Origin of the sequence: Streptomyces sp. NPDC002130, assembly GCF_040296465.1 — a bacterium.
GTDB lineage: Bacteria > Actinomycetota > Actinomycetes > Streptomycetales > Streptomycetaceae > Streptomyces.
Window position 1 is genome coordinate 1 of the sequence record NZ_JBEOXI010000168.1, and the last position, 18378, is coordinate 18378.

Annotated in this window: 24 protein-coding genes and 1 tRNA gene; 7 read left to right on the forward strand and 18 right to left on the reverse strand. The window is 71.0% G+C overall.

Annotated elements, in window-relative coordinates:
- Both ABT116_RS27675 and ABT116_RS27680 read left to right on the forward strand, forming a co-directional pair.
- On the forward strand, positions 1-975 hold a 975-nt coding region (locus ABT116_RS27675), incomplete at its 5' end, for an MFS transporter (RefSeq protein WP_351639256.1).
- A gap of 118 nt (positions 976-1093) precedes the next feature.
- Positions 1094-1918, forward strand: coding sequence for a TetR/AcrR family transcriptional regulator (locus tag ABT116_RS27680; RefSeq protein WP_351639259.1), 825 nt, complete (start codon positions 1094-1096; stop codon positions 1916-1918).
- Positions 1919-2026: 108 nt separating this feature from the next.
- Here ABT116_RS27680 and ABT116_RS27685 read toward each other — a convergent pair whose 3' ends face one another.
- Positions 2027-2497, reverse strand: a complete 471-nt coding sequence (locus tag ABT116_RS27685; RefSeq protein WP_351639261.1) for a PPOX class F420-dependent oxidoreductase — start codon at positions 2495-2497, stop codon at positions 2027-2029.
- Between the two features lie 10 nt (positions 2498-2507).
- Entirely contained in the window at positions 2508-2861 is a 354-nt protein-coding gene (locus tag ABT116_RS27690; RefSeq protein WP_351639264.1) for an STAS domain-containing protein, read from the reverse strand.
- A gap of 213 nt (positions 2862-3074) precedes the next feature.
- Between ABT116_RS27690 and ABT116_RS27695 the strand changes: the two genes are divergently transcribed.
- Both ABT116_RS27695 and ABT116_RS27700 read left to right on the forward strand, forming a co-directional pair.
- On the forward strand, positions 3075-3794 hold the full coding sequence (locus tag ABT116_RS27695; RefSeq protein ID WP_351639267.1) for a GAF and ANTAR domain-containing protein: 720 nt from the start codon (positions 3075-3077) through the stop codon (positions 3792-3794).
- A 57-nt stretch (positions 3795-3851) separates the two neighbouring features.
- Complete coding sequence (locus ABT116_RS27700) at positions 3852-4553, forward strand: GAF and ANTAR domain-containing protein (RefSeq protein ID WP_351639270.1); 702 nt, start codon at positions 3852-3854, stop codon at positions 4551-4553.
- Here the strand turns inward: ABT116_RS27700 and ABT116_RS27705 are convergent.
- From ABT116_RS27705 to ABT116_RS27715, 3 genes are all read right to left on the reverse strand, one after another.
- Positions 4536-5357 carry a YceI family protein gene (locus ABT116_RS27705; RefSeq protein ID WP_351639272.1) on the reverse strand — a complete coding sequence of 274 codons (822 nt, stop codon included), beginning with the start codon at positions 5355-5357 and terminating at the stop codon, positions 4536-4538. The genes ABT116_RS27700 and ABT116_RS27705 overlap by 18 nt on opposite strands.
- Positions 5358-5447: 90 nt before the next feature.
- Positions 5448-7901, reverse strand: a complete 2454-nt coding sequence (locus tag ABT116_RS27710; RefSeq protein WP_502983955.1) for an MFS transporter — start codon at positions 7899-7901, stop codon at positions 5448-5450.
- Positions 7902-7998: 97 nt separating this feature from the next.
- Entirely contained in the window at positions 7999-8487 is a 489-nt protein-coding gene (locus tag ABT116_RS27715) for a MarR family winged helix-turn-helix transcriptional regulator (protein WP_104779001.1), read from the reverse strand.
- Between the two features lie 216 nt (positions 8488-8703).
- Here ABT116_RS27715 and ABT116_RS27720 point away from each other — a divergent pair, with 216 nt between their 5' ends.
- Positions 8704-8901 (forward strand): hypothetical protein, encoded by a 198-nt coding sequence (locus tag ABT116_RS27720; protein WP_351639279.1) that lies wholly within the window; start codon positions 8704-8706, stop codon positions 8899-8901.
- A gap of 379 nt (positions 8902-9280) precedes the next feature.
- On the opposite strand, the gene ABT116_RS27725 is transcribed toward ABT116_RS27720, so the two are convergent.
- The 8 genes from ABT116_RS27725 to ABT116_RS27760 form a co-directional block, all read right to left on the reverse strand.
- Positions 9281-10183 carry an RNA polymerase sigma factor SigF gene (locus ABT116_RS27725; protein ID WP_351639281.1) on the reverse strand — a complete coding sequence of 301 codons (903 nt, stop codon included), beginning with the start codon at positions 10181-10183 and terminating at the stop codon, positions 9281-9283.
- A gap of 268 nt (positions 10184-10451) precedes the next feature.
- Entirely contained in the window at positions 10452-11336 is an 885-nt protein-coding gene (locus tag ABT116_RS27730) for an RNA polymerase sigma factor SigF (protein WP_351639302.1), read from the reverse strand.
- Between the two features lie 210 nt (positions 11337-11546).
- Positions 11547-11840, reverse strand: a complete 294-nt coding sequence (locus ABT116_RS27735) for a Dabb family protein (RefSeq protein ID WP_351639284.1) — start codon at positions 11838-11840, stop codon at positions 11547-11549.
- Positions 11840-12016 carry a hypothetical protein gene (locus ABT116_RS27740; RefSeq protein ID WP_351639287.1) on the reverse strand — a complete coding sequence of 59 codons (177 nt, stop codon included), beginning with the start codon at positions 12014-12016 and terminating at the stop codon, positions 11840-11842. Before ABT116_RS27740 ends, ABT116_RS27735 begins: the two co-directional genes overlap by 1 nt.
- Before the next feature lie 116 nt (positions 12017-12132).
- Positions 12133-12217 (reverse strand) — tRNA-Ser (locus ABT116_RS27745).
- A 45-nt stretch (positions 12218-12262) separates the two neighbouring features.
- Positions 12263-12694, reverse strand: a complete 432-nt coding sequence (gene tadA, locus ABT116_RS27750; protein WP_351639290.1) for a tRNA adenosine(34) deaminase TadA — start codon at positions 12692-12694, stop codon at positions 12263-12265.
- A gap of 56 nt (positions 12695-12750) precedes the next feature.
- The gene (locus tag ABT116_RS27755; protein WP_351639305.1) at positions 12751-13293 is read right to left on the reverse strand and encodes a tRNA adenosine deaminase-associated protein; all 543 of its coding nucleotides are present in this window, start codon (positions 13291-13293) and stop codon (positions 12751-12753) included.
- 276 nt (positions 13294-13569) lie between these two features.
- A complete protein-coding gene (locus ABT116_RS27760) occupies positions 13570-13803 on the reverse strand; it encodes a hypothetical protein (RefSeq protein ID WP_351639293.1) in 234 nt (77 codons plus the stop codon).
- Positions 13804-13935: 132 nt separating this feature from the next.
- Here ABT116_RS27760 and upp point away from each other — a divergent pair, with 132 nt between their 5' ends.
- On the forward strand, positions 13936-14571 hold the full coding sequence (upp, locus tag ABT116_RS27765) for a uracil phosphoribosyltransferase (RefSeq protein ID WP_104778992.1): 636 nt from the start codon (positions 13936-13938) through the stop codon (positions 14569-14571).
- A 25-nt stretch (positions 14572-14596) separates the two neighbouring features.
- On the opposite strand, the gene ABT116_RS27770 is transcribed toward upp, so the two are convergent.
- Positions 14597-15214: a LytR C-terminal domain-containing protein gene (locus ABT116_RS27770; RefSeq protein ID WP_351639308.1), complete on the reverse strand. Its 618-nt coding sequence runs from the start codon at positions 15212-15214 to the stop codon at positions 14597-14599.
- A gap of 121 nt (positions 15215-15335) precedes the next feature.
- Positions 15336-15632 (reverse strand): type II toxin-antitoxin system VapB family antitoxin, encoded by a 297-nt coding sequence (locus ABT116_RS27775; protein ID WP_003999914.1) that lies wholly within the window; start codon positions 15630-15632, stop codon positions 15336-15338.
- Positions 15633-15738: 106 nt separating this feature from the next.
- Here ABT116_RS27775 and ABT116_RS27780 point away from each other — a divergent pair, with 106 nt between their 5' ends.
- Entirely contained in the window at positions 15739-17340 is a 1602-nt protein-coding gene (locus tag ABT116_RS27780) for a helicase HerA-like domain-containing protein (RefSeq protein ID WP_351639311.1), read from the forward strand.
- A gap of 108 nt (positions 17341-17448) precedes the next feature.
- On the opposite strand, the gene ABT116_RS27785 is transcribed toward ABT116_RS27780, so the two are convergent.
- The 3 genes from ABT116_RS27785 to ABT116_RS27795 all read right to left on the reverse strand — a co-directional run.
- A complete protein-coding gene (locus tag ABT116_RS27785) occupies positions 17449-17586 on the reverse strand; it encodes a hypothetical protein (RefSeq protein WP_351639296.1) in 138 nt (45 codons plus the stop codon).
- A 75-nt stretch (positions 17587-17661) separates the two neighbouring features.
- Positions 17662-18000, reverse strand: coding sequence for a hypothetical protein (locus ABT116_RS27790; RefSeq protein ID WP_351639299.1), 339 nt, complete (start codon positions 17998-18000; stop codon positions 17662-17664).
- A gap of 94 nt (positions 18001-18094) precedes the next feature.
- The coding region (locus ABT116_RS27795) for a hypothetical protein (RefSeq protein ID WP_502983954.1) at positions 18095-18378 on the reverse strand (284 nt) is incomplete at its 5' end.

The window sequence follows — 18378 nt, forward strand, 5'->3', positions numbered from 1 at the left end:
GCTGGGCACCGACGAGGCCTCATCAACATCCCCGTCGCGGTCGTGGGCCTGGTCGCGGTCGCCGCGCTGGTGCCGGAGTCGAAGCACAAGGCCGGTGACCGGCCCGACCTGCTCGGCGCGGTCCTGTCGACGATAGGTATGACGTCCGTCGTGTACGCGATCATCACCGGGCCCGAGCACGGCTGGACCTCCGCGCAGGTGCTGGTCTCGGCGCTGATCGGCGTGGTCGTACTCGGCCTGTTCGTGCTGTGGGAGCTGCGGACCGAGCACCCGATGCTCGACATGCACTTCTTCCGCAACCAGAAGTTCGTGGGCGCGGTCGCGGGCGCGATCCTCGTGGCGTTCGGCATGACCGGGTCGCTGTTCCTGCTCACGCAGCATCTGCAGTTCGTCCTCGGGTACGAGCCGCTGGACGCCGGGCTGCGGACGGCACCGCTGGCGTTGACCGTCGTGGCGCTCAACTTCACGGGGGTCGGGGCGAAGCTGGTCCTCAAGGCGGGCACACCGGCGGCGATCGCGCTCGGTATGACCCTGGTGTCCGCGGGGCTGGCGGCGATCGCGCTGCTCGGGGGCCACGGGTACGGGGGCATGCTGCTCGGGCTGATCGTGATGGGCGCGGGTGTGGCGCTGTCCATGCCTGCCATGGCCAACGCGATCATGGGCGCCATACCGCCGGAGAAGGCGGGCGTCGGAGCAGGGATCAACGGCACGCTCGCGGAGTTCGGCAACGGGCTGGGTGTCGCCGTCCTCGGAGCCGTGCTCAACTCCCGGTTCGCCTCGCTGGTCGCCGTGTCCGCGGCGTCGTTGCCGGCGGCGCTGGCGGCGGCCGACAGTGCCGAGGAGAAGGCGCGCATCTCCGACGCGTTCGCCTCCGGCCTGGAGACGAGTCAGTTGGTGGGGGCAGTTGCCGTGCTGGCGGGTGGACTGGTTGCGGCGGCGTTGCTTCGGCGGGCCGAGCGGGCAGAGTCCGCCTAGGAGCTCGGGGTGTGCGGTGGTCGTGCGCGTGCGGCGCCGCTGTGGTTGATCGCGCAGTTCCCCGCGCCCCTGAGGGCGCCTAGCATGATCGGCAGTAAGAGGTCGAGGAAGGTGCGCCATGGCGAAAGCCGCCCGGCAGGAGCAGCCGAGGTCCAGTGTCTGGCTGGAGGGCAAGGCGCACCGGCGGCGCGGTGGCGGGCAGCCCTCGGGGCTCGACCGGGAGCGGATCACCAGGACGACGATCCGGCTGCTGGACGCCGATGGACTGGCCAAGTTCTCCATGCGGCGGCTCGCCGGCGAGCTGAACGTCACCGCGATGTCCGTCTACTGGTACGTCGACACCAAGGACGACCTGCTCGAACTCGCCCTGGACGAGGTCATGGCGGAGATGCGGCTGCCCGACCCGGACTCCGGTGAGGACTGGCGGGAGCAGGTGCGGGCGCTCGCCCGGGAGTACCGGATGCTGCTGGTGCGGCACCCCTGGGTGTCCACGCTGGTCGGGGTGTTCCTCAACATCGGCCCGCACAACCTGGCGTTCGCCGGGACCGTGCAGCGCGTCGTCCGCAGGACCGGGCTGCCCGCGAAGCGCCTGACCAGCACGATCTCGGCCGTCTTCCAGTTCGTCTACGGCTACGGCACCCTGGAGGGCCACCTCGCCTCCCGGGCCGCGGCCGGCGGCATGAGCGTGGACGAGTACTTCCAGCAGGCCCTGAACACCGTGACCGCCGCTCCGCAGGCCGCCGACGTCCTGCAAGAGTCCAGGGAGATCATGGCGGCGCGCGGCGGCGACACGGTCGCCGAGATGCTGGAGCGCGACTTCGAGTTCGCCCTGGAACTGCTGATCGCGGGCATCGAGGCGATGGTCGACCGCGAGGCGGAAGCCTCCGGGGAGGAAGAGGCCGTCGGGAAGGAACAAGCCCGCGAAACCCCAAGCACCCCCTGAGCCCCGGAGCCCCGGAGCCCCGGCTTCCCGGGCCCTCAGGAGCGCCCGGAGCCACCAGGCGCTCCCGAAGCCCCCAGAAGCCCCGAAAACCCCCCGGGAAGAGCTGACCTACTCCCCTTCCACCAGCCGCGCCGGGAACCCCCCGGTCGCCACCGGCCCCCACCGCTCCGGCGTGATCCGGATGATCGACTTGCCCTGCTTGAGCATGGCCGCGCGGTACTCGTCCCAGTCGGGGTGCTCACCGGCGATGTTCCGGTAGTACTCCACGAGCGGTTCGACGGAGTCGGGGGAGTCGACGACCTCGGCCGTCCCGTCGATCTGGACCCAGGGACCGTTCCAGTCGTCGCTGAGCACGAGCAGGCTCACGCGCGGGTCCCGCTTGGCGTTGCGGGTCTTGGCGCGCTCCGGGTAGGTGGAGACCACGATCCGGCCGGAGTCGTCGACGCCGCAGGTCAGCGGGGAGCCCTGAGGGCCGCCGTCGGCCCGCCGGGTCAGCAGGATCGCGTGGTGCCGGGGGCGTACGAAGTCGAGCAACTCGTCCAGGGAGACGCGGGTGTTCGTCGCGATGTTCGGTGCCATGTGCGGCAGCCTACGACGCCAGTGCCTCGTCGAGGTTGTCGTACACGGGCACGTCCCGGCGCATCCCGGTCAGCTCCAGGACCCGGCTCGTGATCCCCTCGGGCCGGGCCACCAGACGCACGGTGGCCCCGGGGTGCAGCCGCTGCCGTACGTCGTTGATGAGGCGGATGCCCTGGGAGTCCATGAAGGAGGTCGTGGTCAGGTCGAGGACGAGGACTTCCAGCCGGTCGCCGCGGGCCCGGGCCGCGGACAGGACGAGCGGCAGCAGCTCCGCCGCGTTACAGAAGTCGATCTCGGCGGGCAGGGCGAGGTGGACGCGGCCGGGGAGGTCGCGCGGTTCTGTGGGATTCGTGAAGAGGGTCACGGCTCACCTGGCAGACGTTCGTCCGGATTCCGGTAAGGCCGCTTCCTGACCCGAAGGCCATTCCACCATGCGGGGGGCGGGCGGCGAAAGCGCCCCGTGGCGGCGTCGGCCGGGCGTCACCTGGAGGCAACCGAACAGTTAGAGTGCTGTCCGTCCTGTGCTCGCAGTCGGGAATGTGCTGCGGAGCTCTCCTGCGCACGGCCATGGCCGTGCATGCCGAAGAGGTTCGTGGTGGCTGCGTCCGAGTTTCCTGATTTGCCCCATTTTCCGGCTGGCGTCGAGCTGGCCGAGGCCCTCACGGTGGCTTCTCAGCAACTGCACGAGACCCTCACACCCCACAGCACACTGCGCACGGCGGTCCGGCTGGCCGTGCACCTCATGCCGGGGGCCGAGCACGCCGGCATCTCCGTCATCGAGCGCGGCAACAAGCTCCGCACGCTGGCCTGGACCGACGAGGTCGTGCGCTCCGCGGAGGCCCGGCACACCGGCCGCGAACAGCACGGGCTGTGGGACCAGTTGTGGAACAGCCCGGTCGCGCGGATAACGGACAGCGAGGCCGACGACGGCTGGGACGTACTGGCGGCCCTGGGGCTGCGTTCGGCGCTGTCGCTGCGGCTGCGTGCCGACCGCCGCCGGCTGACCGTCCTCACGGCCTACGCGCGCAAACCGGGTGCCTTCGACGAGGAGGCCACGCGCGTCGGCCGGCTGTTCAGCACGCACGTCAGCATCGCCCTGGACTCCGCGACCGTGCGCGAGCAGCTCACCGAGGCCATGCACACCCGGGACCTGATCGGCCAGGCCACCGGCATCCTCATGGAGCGCCAGGGCATCGACGCGGCCGCGGCCTTCGAGAGCCTGGTGCGGGCCTCCCAGCGGGAGAACGTGAAACTGCGCGACCTCGCCCGCCGGATCGTGGGCGGCAACGCCTCCTGACGTGAGGTGGATTACGTCGGGGGCGTGTTCGGATGATGACGGGATACCCGTACGGCCATGAGCTCCGAGACGTCCGACACGCTGGACCAGGCGATGGTGCGCAGCAGCGGTCTCGACACCCTGCTGCGCGATCTGACCGACCGCGCGGTGCTGGACGTGCCCGGCGTCGACGCGTGCAGCATCACCGTGCGTCGCGCCGGCCGGCTGCTCACCCTGGCCGGCAGTGACGGCATGCCCAGCGGCCTGGACCTGCGCCAGTACGAGAACGGCTCGGGGCCCTGCGTCGACGCGGCCGAGACAGGCGAGGAGCAGTACGCCCCGGATCTCGCCGAGGAGTCCCGCTGGCCTGCGTACACGGAGTACGCGCTGGCCCAGGGCGTCCGCTGTGTGCTGGCGGTGCCGGTCGTCGTCGAGAGCGAGAAGGGCGCCGCGCTCAACTTCTACGGAGTGCGGGCCGGGGCGCTGGACCCGGGCCGGGACGCGGCCCGTGCCTTCGCGGCCAGGGCCGGGGACGCGATCGACGTGGCGCTGCGCATCGAACGCCGGCACCAGTCGGCGGCCGACGTGCGCACCGCGCTGCTCTCCCGCAGCATCATCGACCAGGCGATCGGCATCCTGATGGCCCGGGAGCGCGTCGACGCGCGGAGCGCGCTGGAGCGGCTGCGCCGGGCCTCGCAGGACCGGAACGTCAAACTCCGCGACCTGTGCGGCCAGTTGGTGGCGCGGGTGTCCGCCCCGGACTCACGCCGCCGGAAGTGACTCGCCCTGCACGGCCTGGATGTCCAGCTCCACCTTCAGCGTCGTGCCGATGGCGGCGATGCCCGCCTGCAGGACCTGGTTGTAGTTCATGGCGAAGTCCTCGCGGTGCAGTTCGGTCGTCGCGCGGAAGGCCGCGCGGGTGCCGCCCCACGGATCCGGACCCGTGCCGAGGTAGGCCAGATCCAGGTCCACGGGCCGTACGACCCCGTGCATGCCCAGCTCGCCGTGGACGGTCCACCGGTCGGACCCGGCCGCCGTCAGCCCCGTCGACCGGAAGCTGATCTCCGGGAACCGCTCGACGTCCAGGAAGTCCGGCGACTTCAGGTGCCCGTCGCGCATGCCGTTGCCGGTGTCGATCGACGCGGCCCGGATCACCGCCTCCACCCGCGACTTGGTGACGTCGTCCGGGGCGATTTCGATCGTGCCGGAGAACTCCGTGAACCGGCCGTGCACGCTGGAGATGCCCAGGTGCCGGGCCACGGCGGCCACGCTGGAGTGCACCGGGTCGACGGTCCACGGCCCGGGCGGCGGCAGTTCGGTGCCGCCCTGCCGGGCCAGCGTCACCGTCCCGACCTCGGCCCGCCCGCTCGCGGTCACGATCACACTGGAGGCCGCGGGCGCATAACCCACCGCCGTGACGATGACGGTGTACGCCCCCGCCTCCATCGGCGTCGCGTCCCGCACGGCGCCCTCCGCGTCGGCCTCGGCCCGCAGCACCTGCGCGCCGGTCATGTCCGCGACCGTGACGACCGCGTGCGACACGGCCCATCCATCGCGGGTACGGATCCTCGCGGTCAGTCCCATCTCACCCAACTCCTCTGAAAACAAACCGGCCCGCGACAGGGGGCGCACCTCCGCTCGGAGCGCGCCCACCTGTCACGGGCCGGGGCCGGACTACTCGCCGGGGTGGGCGAGTTCGATGTCGTGGGCGTCGGTGCCGGCGCCCGTGACGGTCAGGGCGGTGGCCACCGGCGGGTAGCCCGTGGCGATGACGGTGTACTCGCCGCCGTCCAGGTCGGTGAAGGCGTACGCCCCGTCCGTCCCGGTCGTGGCCGAGCCGACGACGTTGCCCGCCTGGTCGACCAGCGTCACCCGGGCGTCGGCCAGCGGGCCGTGCGGGGCGCGGACGACACCCTGGACGCGGGCGCCCGCATCCAGGTCGATCTCGACCCGGGTGACCCCGGTGCCGCCCACCTCGACGGGCAGGGCACGCGGCCGGTACCCGGCGGCGTTCACCGCGACGGTCACCGCCCCCGGCACCAGCTCGGCGAAGGAGAACTCGCCCTGTTCACCCGTGGTCCCGTTGGCCAGCAGGTCGCCGCGCACGTCCGTCACGATGACCATGGCGTCCTTGACCGGCTGCCCGCTCTCGGCGGCCCGCACCAGGCCGGTCAGCCCGCTGGTGCCGCTGAGCAGGATGTCGTAGGCGACCGGCTCGCCGTTCACCACGACCGTGGAGGCCTGCGGCTGGAAGCCGTCGGCGGAGGCGATCAGGACGTACGACCCCGCGCCCGGGGCGTCGACGGCGTACGAGCCGTCGGCCTGCGCCACGGACCGGCCCAGCTGACGCCCGCCCAGCGAGATCAGCGTGACGGCGGCCTGCGGCACGGGCGCGGACTCGTTCCCGCGGACGAACCCGCGGACAGGGACGCCGGGGACACCACCGGAGGTCTCCTCCGGACGCTCCGCCGTGGCGACGGCGGCGAGCCGCTGGGTGCCTTCGGGCCCGGCCTCGGTCTCGGCCACTGCCCAGCTCGGCGCGCTCTTCTCCGCGGCGGGAGCCTCGACGGCGACCGCCTCGGCGGGAGCCACGGCAGGCGTCTCGGACTCGGCGGCCTGCGCCAGTCCGCCCTTCGTCTTCAACGGCACCTCCTTGATGAACAGCGACACCAGCAGGGCGAGCAGCGCCAACGGGGCCGAGTAGAGGAAGACGTCCCCGACGCCGTGGCCGTAGGCGCTCTCCACGACGGTGCGGATCGGCGCGGGCATCGCGTCGAGGTCGGGGATGCCGCCACCGCCGGTGCCGGCGTGACCGAGGGCCGCGCCCTTCGGACCGAGGTCGGCCAGGCCGTCCTTGACGTAGTCGGTGATCTTGTTGCCCAGGACCGCGCCCAGCGCCGAGACGCCCACGGCACCGCCCAGGGACCGGAAGAAGGTCACCGTGGAGCTGGCGGCACCCAGGTCGCCCGGCTCCACCTGGTTCTGCGTGCAGAGCACCAGGTTCTGCATCATCATGCCGATGCCGAGACCCATCAGCGCCATGAAGATCGCTATGTGCCAGTACTCGGTGTCGTAGCGGATCGTGCCCAGCAGACCGAGGCCGGCCGTCACCAGCACACCGCCGGCCAGCAGCCAGCCCTTCCAGCGCCCGGTCCGGGTGATGATCTGCCCGGAGACGGTGGAGGAGACGAAGAGACCCGCGATCATCGGGATCGTCATCACACCGGACATCGTCGGCGACTTGTCCCGCGCCAGCTGGAAGTACTGGCTGAAGAAGACGGTGCCGGAGAACATCGCGACGCCGACGAACAGGGAGGCCAGGGAGGCCAGCGTGATGGTGCGGTTGCGGAACAGCCGCAGCGGGATGATCGGCTCGCTCGCCTTCGCCTCGACGAGGACGAACAGCGCCAGCAGCACCACGGAACCGCCGACCATCGCGTACGTCTGCCAGGAGAGCCAGTCGTACTTGTCACCGGCGAAGGTCACCCAGATGAGCAGCAGGCAGACGGCCGCGGTGATGAAGAACGCGCCGGCCCAGTCGACCTTGACCTTCCGCTTCACGACGGGCAGGTGCAGGGTCTTCTGCAGCACGATCAGGGCGATCACGGCGAAGGGCACGCCGACGTAGAAGCACCAGCGCCAGCCGAGCCAGTCGGTGTCGGTGATGACACCGCCGACCAGCGGGCCGCCGACCATGGCGGTGGCGAAGGTGGCGCCGAGGTAGCCGTTGTAACGCCCGCGCTCACGCGGCGAGATCATCGCCGCCATGATGATCTGGGCCAGCGCGGACAGACCTCCCATGCCGATGCCCTGGACCGCGCGGAAGGTGATGAGCATGCCCGGGTTCTGGGACATGCCGGCTGCCGCCGAACCCAGCACGAAGACGACCAGCGCGAGCTGGATCAGCAGCTTCTTGGAGAACAGGTCGGCGAGCTTGCCCCACAGCGGCGTCGACGCGGTCATCGTCAGCAGGGACGCGGTCACGACCCAGGTGTAGGCGCTCTGGCCGCCACCGAGGTCGCCGATGATGCGGGGCAGGGCGTTGGAGACGATCGTCGACGACAGGATCGCGACGAACATGCCGAGCAGAAGGCCGGTGAGGGCCTCCATGATCTGCCGGTGCGTCATGGGAGCGCCGTCGCCGGAGGAGCCGTGGGAGCCTCCCCCGTGCTTGGCATGAGCCCGCACACCGGCTGGTGTGGTCGTTGCCATGGGCTTCCTTTTCTTACGTGCTTGCGGGTGTACGGGTGGTCTGGTCGAAAGCGGGCGGTGCGGCCCGGGTCCCGGGCCGGCAGTCGAAGCTCTCCCTCAGCCGCGCCATGAGGTCCGTGAGCTGGCCGACCTCCTCGTCGGTCCAGTCGCTCAGGCGCTCGGCGAGGACCTCGGTGGTCCGCCGGGACAGCTCGTCGAGCTGTGTGTGGCCCGCGGGTGTGAGGCGCAGGATGCGTGAGCGTTTGTCCGCCGGGTCGGGGGAGCGCTCGATCCAGCCCCGGGCCACGACGTGTGCGACGTGGCGGCTGGTGACCGACATGTCCACCGCCAGCAGCTCGGCGAGCTTGCTCATGCGCATGTCGCCGTGGCGGCCCAGCAGCGTCAGAACGGCCGCCGACCCGCCGGGGCACTCGGCGGGCATGATCCGTCCGAGCTCCCGCTTCACGGCGCCGAAGGCGCTGAACTGGCGGACCAGCTCTTCGTACTGCGCCTTTTCGGCCATGACACCTCCCGCTTTCGTTGCTTAGGGCAACCATAGGAGCTGTTGGTTGCTGCAGGCAAATAAAAGAGGGGTGACTCGGTACAAAAACTTGGCAAAGGCAAGTATTGCGGCAGTAAACGCGCTGGTGGCGAGCCCGGCGGTAGGGGTCACTCGGCCCCAAACGGAACCTCAACCCCCACTTGGGGAGCCCCGACGTTTTCGCTAGGGTCTCGGGCCATGGCTAACAACCAGGCCCCGCAGGGCAATCACGACCCCGCCGGCAGCACCCAGATGTTCCGCGCGTTCGTCGAGGAGGCCCCGCAGGGCCGTCAGGCGGCGGCACCCTCCAGCAGCGGCCCGCGCATCGGCCTCATCCTCGGCGTCGTGGTCGCCGTAGCGGTCGTCGCGGCGGTTGCCTGGCTGGCGCTGGCGTAACACTTACGGCGGGCTTCCCGGGCCGGGCCAAGTTTCCAGGTGCTCGGGGTTGTGGCCGGGGCCGGCTGGGTGCGCAACTCGGCGCGACGAGGTGCCGCCTGCGCCCACCCGTGCCGCCCCAGGCGGCACGCATGCCCGCAGGCTGAGCGGACCGGCACCCGCCTACGGCGAGAAGGGGCCGTGTCGGGGGGTGTCCGCCCGCAGCGGTTGGCGCGTCAACGAACAGTCAGTCGGCACGCAACCCCATCGCGCCGTTCCGAGGACGGACACCCCCCCGGCGCGGCCCCGACCCCCACCCGGCGTCACGCGAAGAGGCGCACAGCTACAGGCATGGGGCGCGGCCCGAACGACCGCGCCCCAGCCCTCCGTCAGGACCAGCTCAGTCCGAGATCAGCCCTTCCCGGAGCTGCGCCAGCGTCCGGGTCAGCAGCCGGGAGACGTGCATCTGCGAGATGCCGACCTCCTCACCGATCTGCGACTGCGTCATGTTCGCGAAGAACCGCAGCATGATGATCCGCCGCTCACGGGGCGGCAGCTTCGCCAGCAGCGGCTTCAGCGACTCCCGGTACTCCACACCCTCCAGCGCGGTGTCCTCGTACCCCAGCCGGTCCGCCAGCGACCCCTCGCCACCGTCGTCCTCCGGCGCCGGCGAGTCCAGCGAGGACGCCGTGTAGGCGTTCCCCACCGCCAGCCCGTCGACGACGTCCTCCTCGGACACCCCGAGCACAGCGGCCAGTTCGGTCACCGTCGGCGACCGGTCCAGCTTCTGCGAGAGCTCGTCGCTGGCCTTGGTCAGAGCGAGCCGCAGCTCCTGCAGTCTGCGCGGCACCCGCACCGACCACGACGTGTCCCGGAAGAACCGCTTGATCTCCCCGACCACCGTAGGCATCGCGAACGTCGGGAACTCCACGCCCCGTTCGCAGTCGAACCGGTCGATCGCCTTGATCAGCCCGATCGTGCCGACCTGGACGATGTCCTCCATCGGCTCGTTCCGGGACCGGAACCGCGCGGCGGCGTACCGCACGAGCGGGAGGTTGAGCTCGATGAGCGTGTCACGGACGTAACCACGCTCGGGGCTGTCCTCGTCGAGCGCGGCCAGCCGCAGGAACAGGGAGCGGGACAGGGTGCGGGTGTCGATGGCGCCCGCAGCCGGAAGGACCGGAACGGGCTCGGCCGGGAGGGCCGGTACGTCATCGATGGGGCCGAGTGAGTCGAGAGCATGGGGAGCTGTCTCGCTCTCCGCGAGCGTGAGCACCTTCGAGCTGCCCTGTTCTACGGACATGCCACCCCCTTTGGGTCGCGGGACGGTCGCGGCGAACGCCCCCGCCTGAGGAACGCAGCCTTCACCTGAATACCGGCGCCGAAGCTCCGGCAAACGCGCTTCCCGCAGAATGTCACATGTCGGCAACACGCTGTAGTGACATGTCGACATCTGAGACGCGAATACGCCCTGCAAACAAGGGGCCTGACGGCCTTTCGGCTTTCAACTGTCGGCAACCGCCCTGATGAGCGATTCCCTCCCCGCGGTGACCTCTCGCCAGCGTTTGCGATTACGCGTCGATGCGGTTCGCAGACCGCAACCGCTGGAAGCTACGCGCGAGTAGCCGCGACACGTGCATCTGCGAGACACCGAGCTCCGCGGAGATCTGAGACTGGGTGAGATTGCTGTAGTACCGCAGCAGCAGGATCCGCTGCTCCCGCTCGGGCAGCTGGACGAGCAGATGCCGGACGAGGTCCCGGTGCTCCACGCCGTCCAGCGCGGGATCCTCGTAGCCGAGCCGGTCCAGCAGCCCCGGCAGCCCGTCGCCCTCCTGCGCGGCCTCCAGGGAGGTCGCGTGGTACGACCGCCCGGCCTCGATGCAGGACAGCACCTCGTCCTCGGTGATGCGCAGCCGCTCGGCGATCTCCGCGGTCGTCGGGGTGCGCCCGAAGGAGGTCGTCAGGTCCTCCGTCGCGCTGTTGACCTGCACCCACAGCTCGTGCAGCCGGCGCGGCACGTGGACGGTGCGGACGTTGTCGCGGAAGTACCGCTTGATCTCCCCGACGACCGTCGGCATCGCGAACGTCGGGAACTGCACGCCCCGGTCCGGGTCGAAGCGGTCGATGGCGTTGATGAGCCCGATCGTGCCGACCTGGACGACGTCCTCCATCGGCTCGTTGCGGGAGCGGAACCGGGCGGCCGCGTAGCGCACGAGCGGGATGTTGGCCTCGATGAGTGCCCCGCGTACGCGGTCGTGCTCCGGGGTGCCCGGCTGGAGCTCCTTGAGCTGCGCGAAGAGGACCTGGGTGAGGGCCCGGGTGTCGGCGCCCCGGCTGCTCCGCTGGGGCGCGGCCGGGGCGTCTTCCGGCGGTGCTTGAGAGGGCGAGGGCGGTGCCTGAGGGGACGAGGGTGACGCCGGAGGGGACGGTGCCTGAGGTGCGGTACTGGCCAGCACGGTCAACTCCACCTCGTCATCGTCGACTCATCGCCAACTCTTCCATCAAAAGCGGTCATAGCATCACAAGACATGCACTCTGTGTGCAAGCACCCCATAACTACGTGTTGAGGGATGAAAGCCGCACGAATCCCGCCTCAACAGAAGAGCCCCCTGCCGAAGGGCAGGGGGCGGAAACGGCCGGTCTCGGAACCGGTCTCGAAACCGGTCTCAGAACTCGTAGTCCGCGATCACCCACGTGGCGAACTCCCGCCACAGCGCGACCCCGGCCTGGTGGTCCGGGTGCTCCACGTACCGCCGCAACGCGTCCGCGTCGTCGCAGGCCGAGTTGATGGCGAAGTCGTACGCGATGGGACGGTCGCTGACGTTCCAGCCGAGCTCCCAGAAACGGAGCTCCGGAATCTTGTCGCCGAGCGCGCGGAAGGCCTCGACGCCCTCCACGACCCGGGGGTCGTCGCGCTCGACGCCCTCGTTGAGCTTGAAGAGCACCAGGTGGCGGATCATCACTTTCCTCCGTCGGCGACCCATGTGGCGAAGTCGCCGAGGGCCTTGGCGGCGTCCGAAATGCCCTGGAAGCCTATCTGCACGTAGTCGGCGGCCTTGGCCGGGTCCGTGACGATCACGTACATCACGAAGACCACGACGACGTAGACGGCGACCTTCTTCGCGTTCACCGCCATCGCGGCCTCCCCTGTCACTGGCGTCCCATGCAGCGCACATGATCGCACGAGCGACCGATCACACGAAGAGCCTGATCGCACGAAGGGCCCCGTCTGACGACGGGGCCCTTCACAAGCGGTAGCGGAGGGATTTGAACCCTCGGTGACTTGCGCCACACTCGCTTTCGAGGCGAGCTCCTTCGGCCGCTCGGACACGCTACCGAGGGAGACCTTACAGCAAGGAGCCGCGTGCTTTGAAATCGGTATTCAGCGGCCCCGGAAGAACGTCGTGAGCAGTCCGGCGCACTCCTCGGCGAGCACGCCCTCGATCACCTCGGGCCGGTGGTTGAGCCGCCGGTCGCGGACGAGGTCCCAGAGGGAGCCGGCCGCGCCGGCCTTCTCGTCGCGGGCGCCGTAGACGAGCCGGTCGACGCGGGACTGCTGGATCGCGCCCGCGCACATCGTGCAGGGCTCCAGCGTGACCACGAGGGTGCAGCCGGCGAGCCGCCACGCGCCGAGAGCGGCCGCGGCCCGCCGCAGGGCGAGCAGCTCCGCGTGGGCCGTGGGGTCGCCACCGGCCTCGCGTTCGTTGTGCCCGGCCGCGAGCACGGTCGTGCCGTCCGGGGCCAGCACGACGGCGCCCACGGGGACGTCCCCGCCCCGGACGGCCTCGGCGGCCTCGTCCAGGGCGAGTCGCATCGCGGGCCGCCAGGGGTCCCGGACCGGGTCCGGTACTCCCGCGCTGGCACGACCGGTCAGCGGACGGTCTCCAGGGTCTCCGAGGCGCCCAGGGACTCGGCGATCTCGGTGACGGCGTCCGACGACATCAGCCGCAGCTCCTTCTCGCTCACGCCGAGGTCGTCCAGGATCAGGGCGTCCCCTACCGGGCCGTGCGGCACGGACTCGGCGGAGCCGGCGGCCGCGGAGCCGCCCTCGGCATCCTCGTCGTCCTCGTCGGATTCACCGTCCTCGGTGCCGTCGAGATCGAGGGCGTCGAGGTCGTCCCCGTCGTCCGGATCCCGGCCGAGCAGCTCGTCGGTCAGCAGGATCTCGCCGTAGCTGCTGCGGGCAGCGGCGGCGGCGTCCGAGACGTAGATGCGAGGGTCTTCCTCGCCGTCCACGCGGACGACGCCGAACCAGGCGTCCTCCTGCTCGATGAGCACGAGCACCGTGTCCTCGTCGGGGGAGGCTTCACGGGCCAGGTCGGCGAGATCCGACAGGGTTTCCACATCGTCGAGCTCTGTGTCGCTCGCTTCCCACCCGTCTTCGGTGCGCGCGAGCAGTGCGGCGAAGTACACCGTGACTCTCCCACTGGTCATAGGCGTGCCGGTTGGGGGTCCCCCCGGCGGAGGTTACGGGCGGGGAGTGCTCGTCCGAGCCCCACCCACTCGGAATCGTGGCAGAAACAAGGCGTTCAGGGGATGTCTTCGACTCCCTGTGTCCGGCAGTTCTGCTCGCACGCCCGTTGCCGCCACCTGCGGATCGTACGCGGCTTTGCCCCGCTCCACGCACGGTCACCCGCGACAATCTCCGCGCGGTTCGTGATCTTTGCCGGGGGTTTCCTCAGCCGTTTCCTACCAGCGGAAGGTGCGCATGCGCATGGCGTGCCGCAGCCGGGCCGTCTTGGCGCGGCGCGGCTGGACGCGGTCGCGCAGCGCCCGGGCCTCGGCCAGATCGCGCAGGAACCGGGCGCGACGCCGACGCCGCTCGGCGTCGGACTCGTCGGTCCCGTCCGTCCGGTCGGGCGTCGGGCCCGTCCCCGGCCATGTGCGCGGCAGCGGATCGTCTCGGAATTTCCGGTCGGGCATCAGGTTCACCACCCCTAGTCCGTCCTTTCCGCTTTCCCCCGGACGGGCGGTTTGACGCCGGCGATCGGGTGACGGCCGGACGGCGGGCTTGCCGTGCGGTCCGGGGCACCCCGCCCGGTTAATGTTGTGGACATGCGTCTCCACGTCGTCGACCACCCTCTGGTCGCCCACAAGCTCACCACGCTGCGCGACCAGCGCACCGACTCCGCGACCTTCCGCCGTCTCGCCGACGAGCTGGTCACCCTGCTCGCCTACGAGGCCACGCGTGACGTGCGCACCGAACAGGTCGACATCCAGACGCCGGTCGCGCGGACCACGGGCGTCAAGCTGTCGCACCCGCGGCCGCTGGTGGTGCCGATCCTGCGGGCCGGGCTCGGCATGCTGGACGGCATGGTCCGGCTGCTGCCGACGGCCGAGGTCGGCTTCCTCGGCATGATCCGCAACGAGGAGACGCTGGAGGCCTCCACGTACGCGACGCGGATGCCGGAGGACCTGTCGGGACGTCAGGTCTACGTGCTCGACCCGATGCTCGCCACCGGCGGCACGCTGGTCGCGGCGATCCGCGAGCTGATCCGGCGTGGCGCGGACGACGTGACCGCCGTTGTGCTGCTGGCCGCGCCGGAGGGCGTCGAGATCATGGAGCGCGAGCTGGCGGGCACGCCGGTGACGGTCGTGACCGCCTCGGTCGACGAGCGGCTGAACGAGCACGGCTACATCGTGCCGGGCCTCGGAGACGCGGGGGACCGGATGTACGGGGCCGCCGAGTAGATCCCCTGAGCTGGACCCGGGCGGTTCAGCAGCCCTTCTTCGACGTCGGCGCCGGCTCGGGCGTGACCAGCTTGGTCAGCGCCCGGTCGGCGTCCGGCTTCTTCGCCAGCTCCTTGAAGCCGTCCCCGATGACGAGGTCGACGGCAGCGCCCTTGCGGGCCGCCTCGGTACGCCGTTCGGCGCCCGGGAGCTGGGTGCCGAGCACGGGCAGCGAGGTGTCGAGCGCGGCGGTGGGGCCGAGCAGCAGGCCGGTGCCCTTGACCTTCTTGTCGTACTGCTTGGTCGCGTTGCCCACGTCGCCGATCTTGAAGCCGCGCTTCTTCAGCTCGTCGGCGGTCTTCTTCGCCAGGCCGCCGCGGGTGGTGGCGTTGAGCACGTTGACGGTGATCGTGTGCGGCTGGGGCAGGGGCTCGGCGCTGGGCGAGGCGCTCGCCTTGGTCTTGATGCCGCAGTCCGTCCCGTCGAGGGCCGCCGAAGCCGCTCTGCCGCCGCCGGTGAAGACGTCGATGAGCTGCAGCGTGCCCCACCCGCCCACACCGAGGACGACGACGGACGCGACGGTCAGGACGACGAGCCTGCCGCGCCGCCGGGGCCGACGCATCTTGGGGTACTTGTTGCCCGTGATGCGGTACTTGCCGCCCATGCCGGGGGGAGTCAGCATGCTCATGAGCGCAGCGTAGTGCGCCCGGGCGACGATGCCTACTAGATGATCATTCGACGTCGCCCAGCAGAACCCGAAAGGGCCAACCCGCGACCGCCGGGGATCAGTCGAGCTCGAGCACGCGCGCGTGCAGCACCTGACGCTGCTGGAGTGCCGCCCGCACCGCGCGGTGCAGTCCGTCCTCCAGGTACAGGTCGCCCTGCCACTTCACGACGTGCGCGAAGAGGTCGCCGTAGAACGTCGAGTCCTCGGCGAGCAGCGTTTCCAGATCGAGCTGACCCTTGGTCGTCACGAGCTGATCGAGGCGGACCGGGCGCGGCGCGACATCCGCCCACTGCCGGGTGCTTTCCCGGCCGTGGTCGGGGTACGGCCGGCCGTTTCCGATGCGCTTGAAGATCACACGGAAAGCCTACCGGTCAAGACCTTCCGGGCGCAGCCATGGCGCCGAGGTGCGACGCTGAAAAAAACCCCGCAAGGCGGTACGAACCGGGAACAGGGGCGTGAATATGCCGGACCGCGAGACCATGCCGTCGGCCCCCGCCCCGGAGGTGTCCGAGCGCGCCGCCGCCCTTCCCCAGGACGCCCTGCGGATCGCCTCCGGCTACGCCTTCCCGGGACCGGCCCTGCATCTGGGTGCCCTGCTGTGGGACGGGCAGTGCCTGCCGGACGCGCAGGTCCGGGTGCCGCTGGCCGTGCTCAACCGGCACGGGCTGGTCGCCGGCGCCACCGGCACCGGCAAGACCAAGACGCTCCAGCTGATCGCCGAGCAGCTGTCCGCCCAGGGCGTGCCGGTCTTCCTGGCCGACATCAAGGGCGACCTCTCCGGGATCGCGGCGCCCGGCCGGCCGGACGCCCGGGTCGAGGGCCGGGCCGCCGACGTCCAGCAGCACTGGGCGGCGACCGGCTTCCCTGCCGAGTACTTCGCCCTCGGCGGCATCGGGCGCGGCGTCCCGGTCCGGGCCACGGTCACGGGCTTCGGGCCGGTGCTGCTGGCCAAGGTGCTGCGGCTGAACCGGACCCAGGAGCAGTCGCTCGTGCTGATCTTCCACTACGCCGACAGCAAGGGCCTGGAGCTGATCGACCTGAAGGACCTCCGGGCGGTCGTGACCTTCCTGACCTCGGAGGAGGGCCGGCCGGAGCTGAGGACGATCGGCGGTCTGTCGGCGGCCACGGCCGGGGTGATCCTGCGGTCCCTCACCGCCTTCGAGGCGCAGGGCGCGTCCGGGTTCTTCGGGGAGCCGGAGTTCGACACGGCCGAGTTGCTGCGTACGGGTGAGGACGGACGCGGCGTCGTCTCGGTCCTGGAGCTGAGCGCCGTACAGGACCGGCCTCAGCTGTTCTCGACGTTCCTGATGTGGCTGCTCGCCGATCTCTTCCATGATCTGCCCGAGATCGGCGATGTCGACAAGCCGCGGCTGGTGTTCTTCCTCGACGAGGCGCACCTGCTCTTCGACGACGCGTCCGAGGCGTTCCTGGAGTCGATCACGCAGACCGTGCGCCTGATTCGCTCGAAAGGGGTCGGGGTCTTCTTCGTGACGCAGTCCCCGAAGGACGTACCCGCGGACGTCCTCGCCCAGCTCGGCAACCGTGTCCAGCACGCGCTGCGGGCCTTCACCCCCGACGACCAGAAGGCCCTGAACGCCACGGTGAGGACCTTCCCGAAGTCGCCTTACGACCTCGAAGAGGTGCTGACGAATCTGGGGACGGGGGAGGCGGTGGTGACGGTGCTGAGCGAGAGGGGCGCCCCGACCCCGGTCGCCGCGACCCGGCTGCGGGCACCCGAGTCGCTGATGGGGCCGCTCGGGCAGGAGGCCCTGGAGCGGGCCGTCGCGCAGTCGCCGCTGTACGAGCGGTACGCGCAGGCCGTGGACCGGGAGTCGGCGTACGAGCGGCTGGAGCACGGCCGGGGTGCGAAGGGGCCCGACGAGATGCGGGACGCGGCACCCGAACGACGCGGGCGGGCGCGGGAACAGCCGTCCATGGCGGAGCAGGTGGTCGAAAGCGGCGTCTTCAAGTCGCTGGCCCGGTCGGTGGGGACGCAGATCGGGCGGGAGATCACCCGATCGCTGTTCGGCACGGCACGGCGCTCGGGGCGGCGGAGGCGGTAAGCCGGCGGCCGGCGGAGTCCTCGGGCGGGTGGAGGCGCCAGGGGAGTGCCAGGCGCTGGCGGAGCGTCAGGACGGCGGAGGCGTCGGGCGCCTCCGCCGGGTGGTGGGTCAGCCGCGGTCTTCTCTTCTCCCCTTCGGGGGCTGCGGCGGCTTCCGTGTGTCCGGCCGGGAGTGGGGCTTGGGGGCGCTGCGGGCGGCCTCCGCGCGCAGGAGGGCGCGCATGACCGCGTACGGGTCTTGGAGCATGGCTGGTCCTCGTCGTTCCTCGTCGTTCTTCCTGGTTCCGTGCGGGACGGACGGGCCGGGGCGTGGCCGGTCCTGTCAGCAGCGCAGGACCTCGGAACGCGGGGGGCGAGGGCCGTGCGGCGGGTTCGGCGGTACGGGTACCGACCGCTGTGCGGCGTACGAGGGGCCGGGGGCCGGGAACGGGGCCGTGGCCGGTGGGACGGCGACGCGGCGGGCGCCCCGGGCCGGTGGGCGCAGGGCTGTGTCGAAGAGGTCGCACTCGACGGTGGTGTTCTCCCCGGAGACAGGGGCCGTCCACCCGGTGTGGGCCTCGGCGTGGGCGCCCGGCACGAGGAGGGCGAGCAGCAGGACCAGCACCCGCAGCCGGGCGTGCCGGCGCGGGCCGCGGGGGACCGGCTGCGGTGCGGGGGTCACGGGAGGTCGATCCCCGCGGCGGCCACGCCGTTCATCCCGCGTACTGCGAGATCCGCTCGCTCGGCCCACGCTGGGCAGCCGCTCGGTGGCTCGGTCATGGTCCATGCTGCGACCGGGCCGGAAGCGGCCGCCACCCGGAACGGACCAGGCGGCTGACGTGCCCGCCGCTGGGTGTCACCTGGGGGACCGGGTGGCTGACGTGCTCGCCGCTGGGTGTCACCTGGGGGACCGGGTGGCTGAGGTGCTCGCCGTTGGGTGTCACCTGGGGGACCGGGTGGCTGAGGTGCTCGCCGCTGGGTGTCACCTGGGGGACCGGGTGGCTGAGGTGCTCGCCGTTGGGTGTCACCTGGGGGACCGGGTGGCTGAGGTGCTCGCCGC